General features: G+C 69.8%; 13 protein-coding genes. 8 read left to right on the top strand and 5 right to left on the bottom strand.

The features are described 5' to 3' along the window. Positions 1-81 precede the first annotated feature (81 nt). Entirely contained in the window at positions 82-1,695 is a 1,614-nt protein-coding gene (locus tag ACFWZU_RS04625) for an NAD(P)/FAD-dependent oxidoreductase (RefSeq protein ID WP_439700246.1), read from the top strand. A gap of 129 nt (positions 1,696-1,824) precedes the next feature. Here the strand turns inward: ACFWZU_RS04625 and ACFWZU_RS04620 are convergent, their stop codons facing one another. Then, positions 1,825-4,149, bottom strand: a complete 2,325-nt coding sequence (locus ACFWZU_RS04620; RefSeq protein ID WP_439700245.1) for a DPP IV N-terminal domain-containing protein — start codon at positions 4,147-4,149, stop codon at positions 1,825-1,827. A gap of 142 nt (positions 4,150-4,291) precedes the next feature. On the opposite strand from ACFWZU_RS04620, the gene ACFWZU_RS04615 reads away from it, so the two are divergent. After that, on the top strand, positions 4,292-5,035 hold the full coding sequence (locus ACFWZU_RS04615; protein WP_439700244.1) for a glutathione S-transferase family protein: 744 nt from the start codon (positions 4,292-4,294) through the stop codon (positions 5,033-5,035). Between the two features lie 67 nt (positions 5,036-5,102). On the opposite strand, the gene ACFWZU_RS04610 is transcribed toward ACFWZU_RS04615, so the two are convergent. After that, positions 5,103-6,017, bottom strand: coding sequence for a LysR family transcriptional regulator (locus ACFWZU_RS04610; RefSeq protein WP_439700243.1), 915 nt, complete (start codon positions 6,015-6,017; stop codon positions 5,103-5,105). A gap of 117 nt (positions 6,018-6,134) precedes the next feature. Between ACFWZU_RS04610 and ACFWZU_RS04605 the strand changes: the two genes are divergently transcribed. The 3 genes from ACFWZU_RS04605 to ACFWZU_RS04595 all read left to right on the top strand — a co-directional run bounded on the left by ACFWZU_RS04605 (position 6,135) and on the right by ACFWZU_RS04595 (position 8,812). Further along, positions 6,135-7,127 (top strand): aldo/keto reductase, encoded by a 993-nt coding sequence (locus ACFWZU_RS04605; RefSeq protein WP_439700242.1) that lies wholly within the window; start codon positions 6,135-6,137, stop codon positions 7,125-7,127. Positions 7,128-7,295: 168 nt separating this feature from the next. Beyond that, on the top strand, positions 7,296-8,120 hold the full coding sequence (gene queF, locus ACFWZU_RS04600; protein WP_439700241.1) for an NADPH-dependent 7-cyano-7-deazaguanine reductase QueF: 825 nt from the start codon (positions 7,296-7,298) through the stop codon (positions 8,118-8,120). Positions 8,121-8,218: 98 nt separating this feature from the next. After that, positions 8,219-8,812: a hypothetical protein gene (locus ACFWZU_RS04595; RefSeq protein WP_439700240.1), complete on the top strand. Its 594-nt coding sequence runs from the start codon at positions 8,219-8,221 to the stop codon at positions 8,810-8,812. Positions 8,813-9,208: 396 nt separating this feature from the next. On the opposite strand, the gene ACFWZU_RS04590 is transcribed toward ACFWZU_RS04595, so the two are convergent. Continuing rightward, the gene (locus tag ACFWZU_RS04590) at positions 9,209-9,655 is read right to left on the bottom strand and encodes a PA2169 family four-helix-bundle protein (protein ID WP_439700239.1); all 447 of its coding nucleotides are present in this window, start codon (positions 9,653-9,655) and stop codon (positions 9,209-9,211) included. A gap of 150 nt (positions 9,656-9,805) precedes the next feature. On the opposite strand from ACFWZU_RS04590, the gene ACFWZU_RS04585 reads away from it, so the two are divergent. Continuing rightward, positions 9,806-10,366: a DUF488 domain-containing protein gene (locus ACFWZU_RS04585; RefSeq protein ID WP_439700238.1), complete on the top strand. Its 561-nt coding sequence runs from the start codon at positions 9,806-9,808 to the stop codon at positions 10,364-10,366. Here ACFWZU_RS04585 and ACFWZU_RS04580 read toward each other — a convergent pair. Both ACFWZU_RS04580 and ACFWZU_RS04575 read right to left on the bottom strand, forming a co-directional pair. Further along, the gene (locus ACFWZU_RS04580; protein ID WP_439700237.1) at positions 10,350-11,303 is read right to left on the bottom strand and encodes an alpha/beta hydrolase; all 954 of its coding nucleotides are present in this window, start codon (positions 11,301-11,303) and stop codon (positions 10,350-10,352) included. The genes ACFWZU_RS04585 and ACFWZU_RS04580 overlap by 17 nt on opposite strands. 18 nt (positions 11,304-11,321) lie before the next feature. Beyond that, positions 11,322-11,999 (bottom strand): hypothetical protein, encoded by a 678-nt coding sequence (locus tag ACFWZU_RS04575; RefSeq protein WP_439700236.1) that lies wholly within the window; start codon positions 11,997-11,999, stop codon positions 11,322-11,324. 195 nt (positions 12,000-12,194) lie between these two features. Here ACFWZU_RS04575 and ompR point away from each other — a divergent pair, with 195 nt between their 5' ends. After that, positions 12,195-12,911: an osmolarity response regulator transcription factor OmpR gene (ompR, locus tag ACFWZU_RS04570; protein WP_439700235.1), complete on the top strand. Its 717-nt coding sequence runs from the start codon at positions 12,195-12,197 to the stop codon at positions 12,909-12,911. Further along, positions 12,908-14,197, top strand: coding sequence for an ATP-binding protein (locus ACFWZU_RS04565; protein WP_439700234.1), 1,290 nt, complete (start codon positions 12,908-12,910; stop codon positions 14,195-14,197). Before ompR ends, ACFWZU_RS04565 begins: the two co-directional genes overlap by 4 nt. The last annotated feature ends 28 nt before the right edge of the window (positions 14,198-14,225 follow it).

Raw genomic sequence — 14,225 nt, 5'->3', positions numbered from 1 at the left:
CGCGGGGGACGCGGCGGCCCTGGCGGATGCATGCGAGCGGCATCCGAGGCACCATCGACCGACCAACCGGGGGAGAGCGGCATGGCGGACGCCCATACAACGCATGATGCGGTCATTCTCGGCGGCGGCCTGGCGGGTTTGTGCCTGGCCCTGCAGTTGCGCGGCGAGTTCCCCGACATGGACATCGTGGTGCTCGAACGCCAGCGGCACCCGTTGCCGCTGGCCGCGCACAAGGTGGGCGAGTCGACCGTGGAGATCGCCGCGCACTACTTCGAACAGGTGCTGGGCCTGCACGAGCACCTGCAGCAGGCGCAGTTGCGCAAGTTCGGGCTGCGCATGTTCTTCAGCGAAGGGCAGGACCGCCTGGACCAGTGCACGGAACTGGGCGTGAGCCGCGTGCTGCCCACGCCCAGCTACCAGATCGACCGCGGCCTGTTCGAGAACTTCCTCGGCGAGGAGGCGCGGCGGCGCGGGATCGACTTCCGCGACGGCGCGCGCGTGCGTGGTTTCGAGCTGGGCCGGGACGGCAAATCCCATGGCGTCCGCTACAGCGACGAGGCAGGCGAGCATGCCCTCGCCTGCCGCTGGCTGCTCGACGCTTCCGGCCGCGCGGGGCTGCTGCGCCATCGCCTCGAGCTGACCCGGGACAACGGCCACCACGTCAACGCTGCCTGGTTCCGGCTGGACGAGCGCCTGGTTCTGGACGAATGGTGTCGCGACAACGCCGCCTGGCATGATCGCTGCGAGCCGCCGGAACGCTGGCGCTCGACCAACCACCTGTGCGGCGACGGCTACTGGGTGTGGCTGATCCCGCTGTCCAGCGGCGCCCACTCGATCGGCATCGTGGCCGACGAGGCCATCCATCCGCTGGAGTCGTTCCAGGATTTCGCGCGCGCGCGGACCTGGCTCGCACGCCACCAACCTGCGCTCTCGCGGGCGGTCGAGCGTTGCGCGGATACCCTGATGGATTTCCGCTTCCTGCGCGGCTGTTCCTACGGATGCGCGCAGGTGTTCAGCGCCGACCGTTGGGCGCTGACCGGCGAGGCCGGCCTGTTCCTCGACCCGTTCTACTCGCCCGGCGGCGACTTCATCGCGATCGCCAACACCTACATCTGCATGCTGATCGGAAAGGACCGCGCCGGCGCGCCCCTGGCACCCCACGTGCGGCTTTACCAGCGGCTGTACTTCTCGTTCTACGAAAGCACCCTGGCGCTCTACCGTGGCCAGTACCCGCTCTTCGGCAACGCCGTCGTGATGCCGGCGAAGGTGGCCTGGGACTACAGCTACTACTGGGGCGTGCTGTGCCAGTTGTTCTTCCAGCAGCGGCTGGGCGACGGCGCGCTCTTCGCCGAACTGGCGCCCCAACTGGCCGTCGCGCAGCAGTTGAACGAGCGCATGCAGGCGTTCTTCGGCCGGTGGCACGCCTGCGCGGGCCAAGACAATGCCGCTGGTCTGCTCGACCAGTGCCGGGCCCCCTGGCTGGTGGAATTGAACCGAGGCCTGCGCGACACGCTGGATGATGCGGGCATGAGGTTGCGGCTGAACGCCAATCTGGCGCTGCTGCACGAAGTGGCTGGCGCGATAGCCGCGATGGCTGCGCGCGACGGCGTCCCGGTGGAGGACCTGCCCGCCTGCACCGGCCCGGTGCCGGCGCTGTTCGATCGGGCGCCCGCGCAGGTCACCGCGGTCGCCTAGGATCCGCCAAACGATGCAGGAGCGCACCTGTGCGCGACCGGGATGGAGGGCGGTCGCGCACAGGTGCGCTCCTGCAGGGGCTTTGCTCCGGGGCGCGACCGGGACGAGGTCCGGCCGCGCCCATGGATATCAGTCCTTCGACACCGCGATCGCGTAGTCCTTCGGCGGCGTGTTGCCGGCGAGGTTGGTCACGAAGTAGTCCCAGCGCCGGCGCATGGCGTAGGCGCCCTTCTCCTTGCCGTAGCCGTGGTGCACGTTGGGGATCAGCAGCAGGTCGAAGTCCTTGTTCGCCTTGATCAGCGCATCGGCCACCAGCAGCGTGTTGGACGGCGGCACGTTGTCGTCCAGCGTGCCGTGCACCAGCATCAGCTTGCCCTTGAGCTTGTCCGCGTGATTCTGGTTGGCCTGGTCGTCATAGTTGGTGGTGCCGTCCTTGTTCACCACCAGCGGGCCCTGGTACTTCTCGGCCCAGTCGTCCTCGTAGTTGCGGTTGTCGTGGTTGCCGCTCTCGGACCAGCCGACCTTGAAGAAGTCCGGGTAGCGGAACATCGCATCCGCCGTGGCGTTGCCGCCGCCGGAGTGACCCCAGATGCCGACGCGATCCAGGTCGACCCACGCGTAGCGCTTGCCCAGTTCCTTGATGCCGGCGACCTGGTCGGGCAGCGTGTTGTCGCCCATGTTGCCGTACCAGGCATCGTGGAAGGATTTGGAGCGCCACGGCGTGCCCATGCCGTCGAGCGCCACCACGATGAAGCCCAGCTCCGCCAGCGCCTGGTTGTCCCCGCGCGCGGACAGGAAGTTGCGTCCGCGTACCGAGCCGGTCTGCGGACCGGGATAGATGTAGTCGATGACCGGGTACTTCTTGTGCGGGTCGAAGTTGGTCGGCTTGAACAGCATGCCGTACAGGTCGGTCTTCCCGTCGCGCGCCTTCACCGTGATCGGCGTCGGCGCGACCCAGCCGGCCGCGCGCAGGCGACTGATGTCGGCCTTGGCGACGGTGGCGAGCGTGTGGCCGTCGCCGCTGTCGCGCAGCACGGTCACCGGCGCCTCCGTCGGCGTCGAATACGTGTCGACGAAGGCGTGGCCGTCGGGCGAGAGCGTGATCTCGTGGTTGGCCGCCTCCGGCGTCAGCAGCACCGGCTTGCCGCCGTCCAGGCTGACCTTGAAGAACTGCTGGTAGTAAGGATTCACGCCCGGCGTGCGGCCGACGCCGCGGAACCACACGGTGCGGGTCTTCGGATCGACCTTGAGCACCTCGGTGACGTTGCCCTCGCCGGTGGTGATCGCGTGCTTGAGCTTGCCGGTCTGAAGGTCGTACAGGTACAGGTTGCCCCAGTCGTTGCGCTCGGAGAACCAGACCGCTTCGTGGCTTTCGGGCAGGTAGAACCAGTTGACCTGGCCGTTGCCGCTCTCGAAGTAGGTCGGCACGTGTTCCTCGAACACCGTGCGCACCGCGCCGGTCTTCGGATCGGCGATGCGGAACCATTCGTCCTTGTGGTAGCGCGAGGTGGAGACGAAGGCCAGCGACTTGCCATCCGGCGCCCACTTGACGTCGTCCCAGCCCCCCTCGGGGCCGCAGCTGATGTCGTCGCACAGGGTCGAGCGATGCTGGTCCGGCGCCATCTTCAGGCGCACGACCTTCTTCGAGGGTACGTCGATCACGACGCGCTCGATCATGGTCACGTTCTTGTCGCCGGCGAGCGGACCCTTCCACTGGTCGAGCTCGGAATGGCCGACCTGCGTCTTGAGCAGGTACATGTCGCCGGTCTTGCGCTCGTCCTGCTGGAAGGTGGCGATCTGCTTCGAGTCGGGCGCCCACACCAGGATGGCGTTGTCGGTGTGCTTCCAGCCCGCGTTGTCGGTCGCGTAGCCGAAGTTCTTCACGCCGTCGGTGGTGAGCTGGGTCTCCTTGCCGCTGGCGACGTCGCGCAACCACAGGTTCCAGTCGCGGATGAAGGCCTCGGTCTTCTTGTCGGGCGAGAGCACGCCCGGTTCCTTGCCGGCCTTCCTGGCCACGCACTCGCCCTGCGCCGGCTTGAGGTCGCACAGGTAGTGCTTGCCGTTGACCTGGACGTCCAGACGGCCGTCGGCGGCCACCACGTACTCGCGGATGTTCAGCTTGGCAGCGTTGACCGGCTTGGCCAGCGCCTTGCCCAGCGCGGCGGCGAGCCGCGGCTGGTCGAACGCGTCGGAGACCTTGCCGGTGGCTGCGTCCATCACGCGGTAGTGGTCACCCTTGGCATCGTGGTCGACGTACCAGAAGTGGCCGTCGTCCAGCCAGGTCACGCCCTGCAGCGCGTGGTCGACCAGCGGCGCGGTGTGGTTGCCGAGAAAGCGCTCCGCGCGTGCGTAGTCGTCCCTGGTCAGCGTGTGGCCCTGCGCCATTGCGCCGGTGGCCACCAGGGCCAGTGCCAGCGCACCCGCCAGGCGCGAGCTGCCGATCATCGTTGCCATCGTGTCTTCCCCTTCTTCAGGACTTGCGAACCGTTTCGATCCTACCCTGCCTAAAGTCATGGGACCCATGCCATTAGTGGGGGGCGTTGACGGCGCGCAGGCCGCGCCCGCACGCTCGCGCTTCCCTTCCCCGGAGCGCGCCATGGCCCTCACCGTGATCGGCAACTATGTCTCGCCCTACGTGCGCAAGGTGCTGGTGTGCATGGAGCTCAAGGGGTTGGCCTATGCGATCGACCCGATCGCGCCGTTTATCGGCAACGAGGCGTTCGAGCGCATGAGCCCCTTGCGCCGCATCCCGGTGTTGATCGAGGACGGGCGCGTGTTCAACGATTCGTCGGTGATCTGCCAGTACCTGGAGGACACCCGCCCGCAGCCGCCGCTCTATCCCGCCGACCCGGCCGATCGCGCACGCGCGCGCTGGCTGGAGGAATACGCCGATACCGCGCTGGCCGATGCGCTGATCTGGCGGCTGTTCTACCAGAAGGCGATCCGCCGCTACGTGTTCGGCGAGGCCACCGACGAGGCGGTGGTGCAGGAGACGCTGGAGCGGCACGTCCCGCGCGCGCTGGACTACCTGGAGACGCAGTTGCCCGCCGAGGGGTTCCTTTTCGGGGCGGTGTCGATCGCCGACATCGCGATCGCCTGCATGTTCAGGACGGCGGCGTTCGTGCGCTTTACGATCGATGCGGCGCATTGGCCGCGCAGTGCGGCGTTCGTGGCGCGCGTGCTGGCGCTGGAGCCGTTCTGCAAGCTGGCCCGGCTGGAGGAGGCGATGTTGCGCCAGCCGCTTTCGGAGCAGCGTGCTGCGCTTGCGGCGGCCGGGGCGCCGTTGACGACACACACCTTCGGCACCGCGATGCCGCGGCATGGCCTGCCGCGCATGTGACGTGCTCTTGTAGGGTGGGCTTCAGCCCACCATCGCGGGGTCTCGCAACGGTGGGCTGAAGCCCACCCTACGGGCCGCGGTCGCCGAACTGCAGCGCGGCCCGCTCCACCAGCCAGTCGATGAACACCCGCAACCGCGCCGGCATCTGCCGCTGCGGTGGATACAGCACCGTCATCGGCAACGCCGGCGGCCGGACCTCCGGCAACAACTCGCACATGCGCCCGTCGGCCAGCTCGTCGGCGATGCGGTAATGCGAGAACTGCGCAATCCCCAGCCCCGCACGACAGCACGCGAGATAGGCATCGGCGCCGTTCACGGTGATTCGTCCCGGCAACGTGATCTCGCGCCGGCGCCGGCCCACCACGAACTCCAGCGGCTCGGGCCGGCGCGTGGTCGGCGAGGCCCAATGCACGGCATAGTGCCCGTCCTCGAGATCGGCCAGCGTCTTCGGCTTGCCGTGTCGGCGCACGTAGTCCGCGCTCGCCACGGTGATCTGCGGCAGCGTCGCGATGCGCCGTCCGACCATGCCGGTGTCGCCCGGATCACCCACGCGCAGCGCGCAGTCCACGCCCTCGCGCACCAGGTCGACGAAGCGGTCGCCGGTGCCCACGTCCAGTTCGATCTGCGGAAAGCGCGCCAGGAACTCCGGCAACGCGGGAATCACCAGCAGACGCGCCAGCGCCGCCGACAGGTCCACGCGCAGCCGCCCGCGCGGCACGAGTGTCGCCTCGCGGAAGTTCGTTTCCACCTCGTCCACGTCGGCCAGCAGGCGCACGCAGTGCTGGTAGTAGGTCTTGCCCTCGCTGGTGACCCGCACGCGGCGGGTGGTCCGCTGCAGCAACTGCGCGCCCAGCCGCGCTTCCAGCGCCTTGATGGCATGGGTGACGGTGGCGCGCGGCAGGCCCAGGTCATCGGCTGCGGCGGTGAAGCTGCCCAGCTCCACGATGCGGGCGTACAGCCGCATGGCATGCAGGCGATCCATTGTTGTTCCAGATGGAAAGGTGTTGCCGATTATTGGGTATTTATCGGAGCACTGCCCGAACGCACGATGCGCACACCTTCCACGGCGTAGCTTCGCCATCCCACCAGGAGTAGTCCCATGGAAATGCGCACGCTCGGCCGCAACGGCCCCCAGGTTTCCGCCCTCGGCCTCGGCTGCATGGGCATGAGCGACTTCTACGGCGCGCACGACGACGCCGAGTCGATCGCCACCATCCAGCACGCACTCGACCGCGGCGTCACGCTGCTGGACACCGCCGACATGTACGGCCCGCACACCAACGAAGAGCTGGTCGGCCGCGCGATCAAGGGCCGCCGCGAGCAGGCCTTCATCGCCACCAAGTTCGGCATCGTGCGCGATCCGGCCAATCCTTCCGCGCGAGGCGTCAACGGCCGCCCGGAATACGTGCGCGCATCCTGCGAGGGCAGCCTCAAGCGGCTGGGCATCGAGACGATCGACCTCTACTACCAGCACCGGGTCGATCCGAGCGTGCCGATCGAGGAAACCGTCGGGGCGATGGCCGAGCTGGTGAAGGCTGGCAAGGTGCGGTACCTGGGCCTGTCCGAAGCCTCCGGCCAGACCTTGACGCGCGCCTGCACGGTGCACCCGATCGCCGCGCTGCAGAGCGAGTTCTCGCTGTGGACGCGCGACCCGGAACAGAACGGCATGCTTGCCGCCTGCCGCCGGCTCGGCGTCAGCCTGGTCGCCTACTCGCCATTGGGGCGCGGCTTTCTCACCGGCGCCATCCGCTCGCCGGACGACTTCGAGGCGGATGACTTCCGCCGCCACAACCCGCGTTTCCAGGGCGAGAACTTCGCCCGCAACCTGGCACTGGTCGACGAGGTGAAAAAGCTGGCCGCCGACAAGGGCTGCTCGCCAGCGCAACTGGCGCTGGCCTGGGTGCTGGCGCAGGGCGAAGACGTGCTTGCCATCCCCGGCACCCGCCACCGTTCCCGGCTGGACGAGAACCTGGGGGCGCTGGACGTGCGGCTTTCCACCACCGAGCGTGCGGCGATCGACGCGGTGTTCCCGCCCAACGCGGCAGCGGGCGACCGCTACGCCGGCCCGTCGATGCAGATGGTCAACGCCTGACTCCGCCTTGAAGCCCTCTCCCCTCCGGGGAGAGGGTCTGGGTGAGGGGCAGGGCTCGCGGGGAAATTCGTCGGCACCTGGAAGCAAAGGAACAAACTCCCCGCAAGAGCGCCCCCTCACCGCTGCCTTCCCCGGAGCGGAGAGGGAGCTAAAAGCTACAATTGCCGCATGAGCACCCCCGAACACTCCCCCCTCGGCAAGACCACCGTCTACGCCGACCGCTACGACCCGTCCCTGCTGTTCCCCATCCCGCGTGAACAGAAGCGCAGCGAGATCGGCGTGATCGATCCCCTGCCCTTCGGAGGCGTGGACATCTGGAACGCCTACGAACTCTCCTGGCTCGACGCGCGCGGCAAGCCGCAGGTGGCGCTGGCCGAATTTCGCGTGCCCGCCAACTCGCCGAACATCATCGAGTCGAAGTCGTTCAAGCTGTACCTCAACGGGTTCTCGCAGGAAAAAATCGACGCCACCGCCCTGCATCAGGCGCTGGTGCGCGACCTCTCGGTCGCTGCCGGCGCCCCGGTCGCGGTCACGCTGAGCGCGTCATCTGCCCAAGGCCATACGATCACCGACCTGCCCGGTGAGCTCCTCGACGACCAGCCGCTCGAGATCGACGACTACGGCCCGCCCAACGCCGGTTACCTGAGCGCCAACCACAACGCCGCGTCGGTGGAGAAAACCCTGCTCTCGCACCTGCTGCGCTCGAATTGCCCGGTGACCGGCCAGCCCGACTGGGGGAGCGTGCAGATCGCCTACCGCGGCGCGCCGATCGACCCGGCGGGCCTGCTGCGTTACCTGGTGTCCTTTCGCACCCACAACGAATTCCACGAGCAGTGCGTGGAGCGCATCTTCGTGGACCTGATGGCACGCTGCGCCCCGGAGCGGTTGACCGTCTACGCGCGCTATACCCGCCGCGGCGGCCTGGATATCAACCCGTTCCGCAGCACCGACCCGGCCGCCGTGCCGGCCAACCTGCGCGGCGCGCGCCAGTAGCCCCCTGGCAGATGCCGGTAATCGGCGCTTCAGATCGGGGGCGCTAGCCTTTTTCGGCTGGCCATTTCCGGCCCTCGACACTTGCAACGGTACCTGCCATGAAGATCCAGACTCGCTCGCTCGCCCTGCACGGCATGGCCCTGGCCGGCCTGCTGCTGCTTGCCGCCTGCGGCAAGCACGAGAACGAAACGGCCACCACGCCACCGGCCGCCAGCACCACCCCGGCGCCGGCCGTGGCGCACACGGCGCCGACGCCGGCTACCTCCGCACCGCTCCCGGCCGCCCCCGGCACGGCCGCTGCACCCGCGGCCGCCGGCACCAGCGCTGCCGTCGCGCCGGCCGCCACCGACGTGTTCAAGGTCGACCAGGTACAGATGGGCGAGGCGGTCACCGCCGGCTACAAGATCGCCAAGCCGATGACCTCCTTCGACGCCTCGCAGAACACCATCTACGCCAGCGTCGCGACCACCGGCACGACCGCGGGCGCCACCCTGAGCGCGCACTTCAGCTACCTGGAGGGCAAGGGCCAGGACGTCACCACGATCAGCCAGACCATCGCCACCGACGGCCCCGCCACCACCACCTTCAAGCTGCGCAACCCGAACGACTGGCCGGCCGGCAAGTACAAGGTGGATATCGCCATCGACGGCAAGCCGGTGATGAGCCAGACGTTCGAGGTGAAGGCGGCCTGAGGCCATCCAGACGGCTGTTTGCGTTCGCTTCCTCTCCCCTCCGGGGAGAGGATTGAGGTGAGGGGCCGGGGCTCGCGGGGAACCCCATCGGGCCAAGCTCCCATCCAGCATCACCGCTGGAGCGACCCCTCACCCCCAGCCCTCTCCCCGCAGGGGAGAGGGAGCAGGCCGCCAGCCCGATCAAGCATCACCGCTAGAGCGGCCCCTCACCCCATCCCTCTCCGCGGAGGGGAGAGGGCGCAGGTCGCAAGCCCGATCACGCTTCGCCGCAGGAGCTGCCCTTCGTCCCAGCCCTCTGCCGGTCGAAAGTGGGCGCAGGCCGCCAGCCCGATCAAGCACGACCGCAAGACTGACCCGCAGCCCGCACCTCTCTCCGCAGAGGGAGCGACCGAGCCCTCAGTGCGTTCGATGGGCGGCCCGCTTGAAGCTGCGCATCTGGTCATGCCCCGAGCGCACCGAACGGAGCGTCTCGGCAATCAGCGCGCGGATGGGCGGACTGACGTCGCCATCCTCCAGCGCATCCTCGAACTTGTGCTTGATGTGGTCCTCGCCGCGCTCGACCTCGTCGATCACCGCGGTCTCGTCGTGCAGGCTCTTGCGCAGGTTGGTGAACATGCGGTGCGCCGAGGCCAGCACGCTGCCGTCGTCCTCGGGCGTGCCGCCCAGCTCTTCCACTTTCTGCTGCAGGCGCGTCGCCACCAGGCGGCGCTCGCTGGCGCGCTCGCGGAAGGTCACGCTGAAGCGCGGGCTCTGCGTTTCCCGGGCGGCCTCGGCATAGCCTTCGGCGCTGTCGATGGTGGTTTCGATCAGGTCATTGAGTACGCGGATATCGTGGTTCTGCATGGGAACAACTCTCGTCATCGTTGTGGGCGGTGCGGGCTGTCGATCAACGACTGGGGATGCCGCAAGGCCATCGTAAGAACCGGCGGCGATGGCACCGTGAAGCGCCGCACCATCGCGCCATAGCCACACGCGCGGGTGCATGCTTGGCCCATGCGCGCCCATGAACCGCTCCCGCCGGTGTTCGGCATCGGCCATTCCACGCACACGCTGGAGGCGTTCATCGCACTGCTGCAGGCGAACGCGATCGACTGCGTGGTCGACGTGCGGCGCCTGCCCGGCTCGCGCCGCTTCCCGCAGTTCGACGGGCCTGAACTCGCCGCCTCGCTGCAGCCGCTGGGAATCGACTACCTGCACCTGACCCCGCTCGGCGGCCGGCGCGGCCGCAGCCTGCCGGCCGGGACGTCGCCCAACGGCTTCTGGCAGAACGCGAGCTTCCGCCGCTATGCCGACTACGCCATGGGCGAGGAGTTCCACGCCGGTTTCGCGCAGCTGCTCGAACTGTCCTCGCAAAAACGCTGCACGCTGATGTGCGCCGAGGTGCTGTGGTGGCGCTGCCATCGCCGCATCATCATCGACTACCTGCTCGACGCCGGCCGCGCGGCCTGCCACATCGGCGGCAACGGCCGGGCCGAGCCGGCGAAGATGACGCCGGCGGCCAGGCGCGCCGGCGATCACCTGGTCTATCCGCCGGAGCCTAGCGACGTCCGTTGAGCCGTCGCGCGACCACCGGATCGAGCGTGGCGAGGAAAGTTTCCACCTGCGCGGTGTAGTCGCCGGGTTGACCCAACTGCTCGTTGATTTCCCGGTGCGTGAGGTCCTCGCCCAGCACCTGCGCGCGCATGTGCAGGCCGTTGGCCTTCGTCGCGAAATTGCGCGCCTGCGGGCAGGACGCCTGCCGACGCGTCGAACACACTGCCAGGAAGGGTACGCCGCGGGTCTTCAGCTGCTGCAGCGGCGAGGCCGCGCGCCAGTACGCCGGATCGTCGCCGAACGCGGCGTCGTACAGCGGCAGGTGCGGGCCCTGCATGATCGCCACGACGTTCAGCGCGGCGCTGTCCAGCGAGACGGTACCGAGCCACGGCAGCGCGCCGCGGTCGTAGGCCAGCGCCGGCTCGGCTGCCAGCAATCCGACCAGGTGCGCGCCGGCCGAGTGGCCCATCAGGATGAAACGGTCGCGATCGGCGCCCCAGCCGGCGGCGCGTCCCTGCGCCACCGCCAGCGCGCGCGCCACGTCGCGCGCCTGCTCGATCGGGCGCGTGCCCGGCAGCATCCGGTAGTTGGTCGAGATCAGCACGAAGCCGCGCGGCACCCAGCGGGCAACCTTGTTCTGGACCACGCTGCGCATCGTCTTGTCGCCGCGCGCCCAGCCACCGCCGTGCACCATGAAGATCACCGGCGCGTGGGTGGCGCCCTGCGCCGGCAGATAGACGTCCATCCGCTGGGCCGGGTCGCCGCCATAGGGCACGTCGCGCAGCACGCGCACGCCGGGCGGAATGGTCGCGGGCGTGGTGTCCACGGCATCCAGGCCGGCGGCGGCGCGGCGCTGGGCCAGGCGCTCGCGCAGGTTGCCGGCCGTCGCGGGCAGGCAGAGGCAGGCCAGCAACACGGTCAGCAGGCCGCTGTACAGCGTGGCGTTCGTCGGTTTCATCGCATCCGCTCCCTCAGGTCACTTGCAGTCGAAGGTCTGGCCCTGCGCGTTGGTGCAGGTGCCGGTGTGGCTGAGGCCTTCGCCACGGGTGACGCTGGTCTGGCCCTGGTAGCGGTTGCCGTGGGCGCCGGTGATCGTGCTGGCGTGCTCGAGCGTGCCGTCGGCACGGGTGGTGCTGCCTTCGTAGCTGCCGCGCGCGCCGCTAGCCCGGGTCTGGCGGATCGCGATGCGCTCGCCGTCCGCGCTGCGCGTACGGTTGCCGCTCTGGCTGAAGCTGCCACCTGCCGCGCCCTGCCCGTTCACCAGGTAGCCGGTCTGCATCGAGCCATCCGGGTTGCGCTGCACGCTGCGTGCGCCCCGCACCGTTTCCCCGTCGGCGCCCTGGGCCACGACTGCGCCCTGGCGGGTGATCGTACCGTCGCTGCTCTTCCTGGTGTGGTGGCCGCCCACGATGCGGCCGCCGGCTCCGGTCACGCCGCTGGCGCGCGCGTGGCTGAGGTTGCCCTCGCCATCCCGCGCCGTGCCGCCGGCGTGCCAGGCGCGGCGGCCTTGCGGGCCGCTGGCCTGGGTGCCGTGCACGCGCGTGGCGCCACCGTCGGCCGTGCGGTGGGCCGCTGCACGGTGGCGCACGCTGGCGGGGGATGGCGGGGCGGCAAGCAGGCAGGCTAGACCGAGCGACACGATCGACAGGCGCATGGCGGACTCCTTTTCGGTTCGAAGCGTCCGGACTGGACGTGGCGCGATCCTCCCTCGCTCTGCGCGCCGCAGGTGTGTCGCGTACGCACGCCGATGTGAGCGGGTGTTGCCCCTGCCCGCGACGGAAACATCCGTTTACACATCCATCGCCCGCCCGCTTGCCGCCCGGCCAGCGCCACGCGATAGTCCGCGCCCATGGACCCGGCCCACATCCTGGTCGTCGACGACGACCTGCGCCTGCGCGACCTGCTGGAGCGCTACCTCGAGCAGCAGGGCCTGCGCGCGTTCGGCGCCGCCAACGCCGCGGGCATGCGTCGCGCGCTGGCGGCGCACCACGTCGACCTGATCGTGCTGGACCTGATGCTGCCCGACGCGGACGGACTGGAGCTGTGCCGCAGCCTGCGCGCCGAGGGCGTGGATACGCCGGTGATCATGCTCACCGCCAAGGGTGACGACGTCGACCGCATCGTGGGCCTGGAGCTGGGCGCGGATGATTACCTGCCCAAGCCGTGCAACCCGCGCGAGCTGGTCGCGCGCATCCGCGCCGTGCTGCGCCGTCGCCCGCGCGAGGCGGTCGGTGCGCCGCAGGCCGAGCAGGCGGCGGTGTCGTTTGGCCGCTTCGTGTTCGATCCGGCCACGCGCCAGTTGCTCGACGGCGAGTCGCCTGTGAAGCTGACCAGCGGCGAGTTTGCCGTGCTCGCCGCGCTGGTCGCGCACCCGTTCCAGACCTTGAGCCGCGAGCGCCTGATCGCGCTGGCACGCGGGCGCGGCCACGAGGCCTTCGACCGCAGCATCGACGTCATGGTCTCGCGCCTGCGCCGCTGCCTGGAGGACGATCCGCGCCAGCCGCGCTGGCTGCAGACGGTGTGGGGCGAGGGCTATGTGTTCGTGCTCGACGGCGGCCGTGCATGAGGCGGGCGCCGTCGACCTTCGCCCTCGTTCTGGTGCTGGTGGCCGCCGCGCTGCTGCTGGCGCTCGCGCTGTCCAGCGCCTTGCAGCGTCGCTTCGGGCGACAGGTGGTGAGCGACAGCTACGGCCGCCTGGCGCTCGCCACGGCGCTGGCCACCGACGACCTGGCCGCGCGCCCGCAGGACCCGGCCGCGCGCCAGGTGCTCGGCGCGCTGCGCCTGCTCGGCGTGCACGTGAGCGACGCCCAGCCGCCCGCACCGAGCGTGCGTCGCATCGCACCGGCGTTGACCGCCGCGGCACGCACGGCCGGCAGCCTGCTGGGCGATGCGTCACGGGTGGTCGCCACGCAGACGCCCGACTCCCAGCTGTGGGTGCGCAGCGCGCGCGATCCGGCACACTGGATCGTGCTGCGCGCACCGAGCTACCGCCCGCGCCTGCTCGATTCGGCGCTATTGCTCAGTGTGCTCGCCGGCCTGATCGCGCTTGCCGCCGCCGGCCTGGCCGCGCGCCTGCTGACGCGCCCGCTCGAACGCCTGGCCGCACAGGCCCCGGCTTTGCTGTCAGGCACACCCACCGATGCCGGCCTGGATGGCAGCCCGCGCGAGGTGCGCCGCCTGGCCGACGCCATCGGCGAAGCCGGCGAGCGCCTGCGTGCCGTCGCGCACGAGCGCGAGCTGATGCTTGCCGGCATCTCCCACGATCTGCGCACGCCGCTGGCGCGCCTGCGCCTGGCGCTGGAACTGGGCGACGCCGGCGACCCGGGGCGCCGCAGTGCCATGGTCGCCGACCTCGAGGAACTCGACCAGGCGCTCGAACAATGCCTGGCCTTCGTGCGCGAAGGCCGCGACGAAGCGTTGCAGCCGGTCGACCCCACTACCCTCGCCGGCCAGCTCCTCGCCCTGCGCCTGCAGCCGGAACACTGGCAACTGGAGGGCATCGCCGACGCCAGCCTCCGCGTCCGCCCAACCCTGCTGCGTCGCGCCCTGGGCAATCTGATGGACAACGCCGAACGCTACGGCGCGCCGCCCTTTGCCGTGACGCTGGCCCGCGAAGGCACGGCAATCGAGATCCGCGTCAGCGACCATGGCCCCGGCGCGCCGCACGAGCTGCTTGCGCGCCTGGGCCAACCGTTCCTGCGCGGCGACGCAGCCCGCGCTGGCGGCGGCAGCGGCCTGGGCCTGTCCATCGCCGCCCGGGCCACCCAACTGCACGGTGGCGAGCTGCGCCTGGCCAACCGGCCCGGCGGCGGTTTCCTTGCCACGCTTCGCCTCCCGGCCCCGCAGGCGTAGGCCACGTCTTCCGCTCTTCCCGACCCAT

It is taken from the genome of Frateuria sp. GZRR33 (assembly GCF_051900425.1).
Classification (GTDB): Bacteria; Pseudomonadota; Gammaproteobacteria; order Xanthomonadales; family Rhodanobacteraceae; genus Frateuria_A.
Note: the sequence above shows the minus strand (reverse complement) of the source record. Positions and strands in the feature narration are given on the sequence as shown.

Coding starts and splice junctions, on each gene's coding strand:
- ACFWZU_RS04615 (WP_439700244.1), top strand. CDS start 4,292: ATGGCCCTCACCGTGATCGGCAACTATGTCTCGCCCTACGTGCGCAAG.
- ACFWZU_RS04620 (WP_439700245.1), bottom strand. CDS start 4,149: ATGGCAACGATGATCGGCAGCTCGCGCCTGGCGGGTGCGCTGGCACTG.
- ACFWZU_RS04575 (WP_439700236.1), bottom strand. CDS start 11,999: ATGCGCCTGTCGATCGTGTCGCTCGGTCTAGCCTGCCTGCTTGCCGCC.
- queF (WP_439700241.1), top strand. CDS start 7,296: ATGAGCACCCCCGAACACTCCCCCCTCGGCAAGACCACCGTCTACGCC.
- ompR (WP_439700235.1), top strand. CDS start 12,195: ATGGACCCGGCCCACATCCTGGTCGTCGACGACGACCTGCGCCTGCGC.
- ACFWZU_RS04565 (WP_439700234.1), top strand. CDS start 12,908: ATGAGGCGGGCGCCGTCGACCTTCGCCCTCGTTCTGGTGCTGGTGGCC.
- ACFWZU_RS04610 (WP_439700243.1), bottom strand. CDS start 6,017: ATGGATCGCCTGCATGCCATGCGGCTGTACGCCCGCATCGTGGAGCTG.
- ACFWZU_RS04590 (WP_439700239.1), bottom strand. CDS start 9,655: ATGCAGAACCACGATATCCGCGTACTCAATGACCTGATCGAAACCACC.
- ACFWZU_RS04580 (WP_439700237.1), bottom strand. CDS start 11,303: ATGAAACCGACGAACGCCACGCTGTACAGCGGCCTGCTGACCGTGTTG.
- ACFWZU_RS04585 (WP_439700238.1), top strand. CDS start 9,806: ATGCGCGCCCATGAACCGCTCCCGCCGGTGTTCGGCATCGGCCATTCC.
- ACFWZU_RS04605 (WP_439700242.1), top strand. CDS start 6,135: ATGGAAATGCGCACGCTCGGCCGCAACGGCCCCCAGGTTTCCGCCCTC.
- ACFWZU_RS04595 (WP_439700240.1), top strand. CDS start 8,219: ATGAAGATCCAGACTCGCTCGCTCGCCCTGCACGGCATGGCCCTGGCC.
- ACFWZU_RS04625 (WP_439700246.1), top strand. CDS start 82: ATGGCGGACGCCCATACAACGCATGATGCGGTCATTCTCGGCGGCGGC.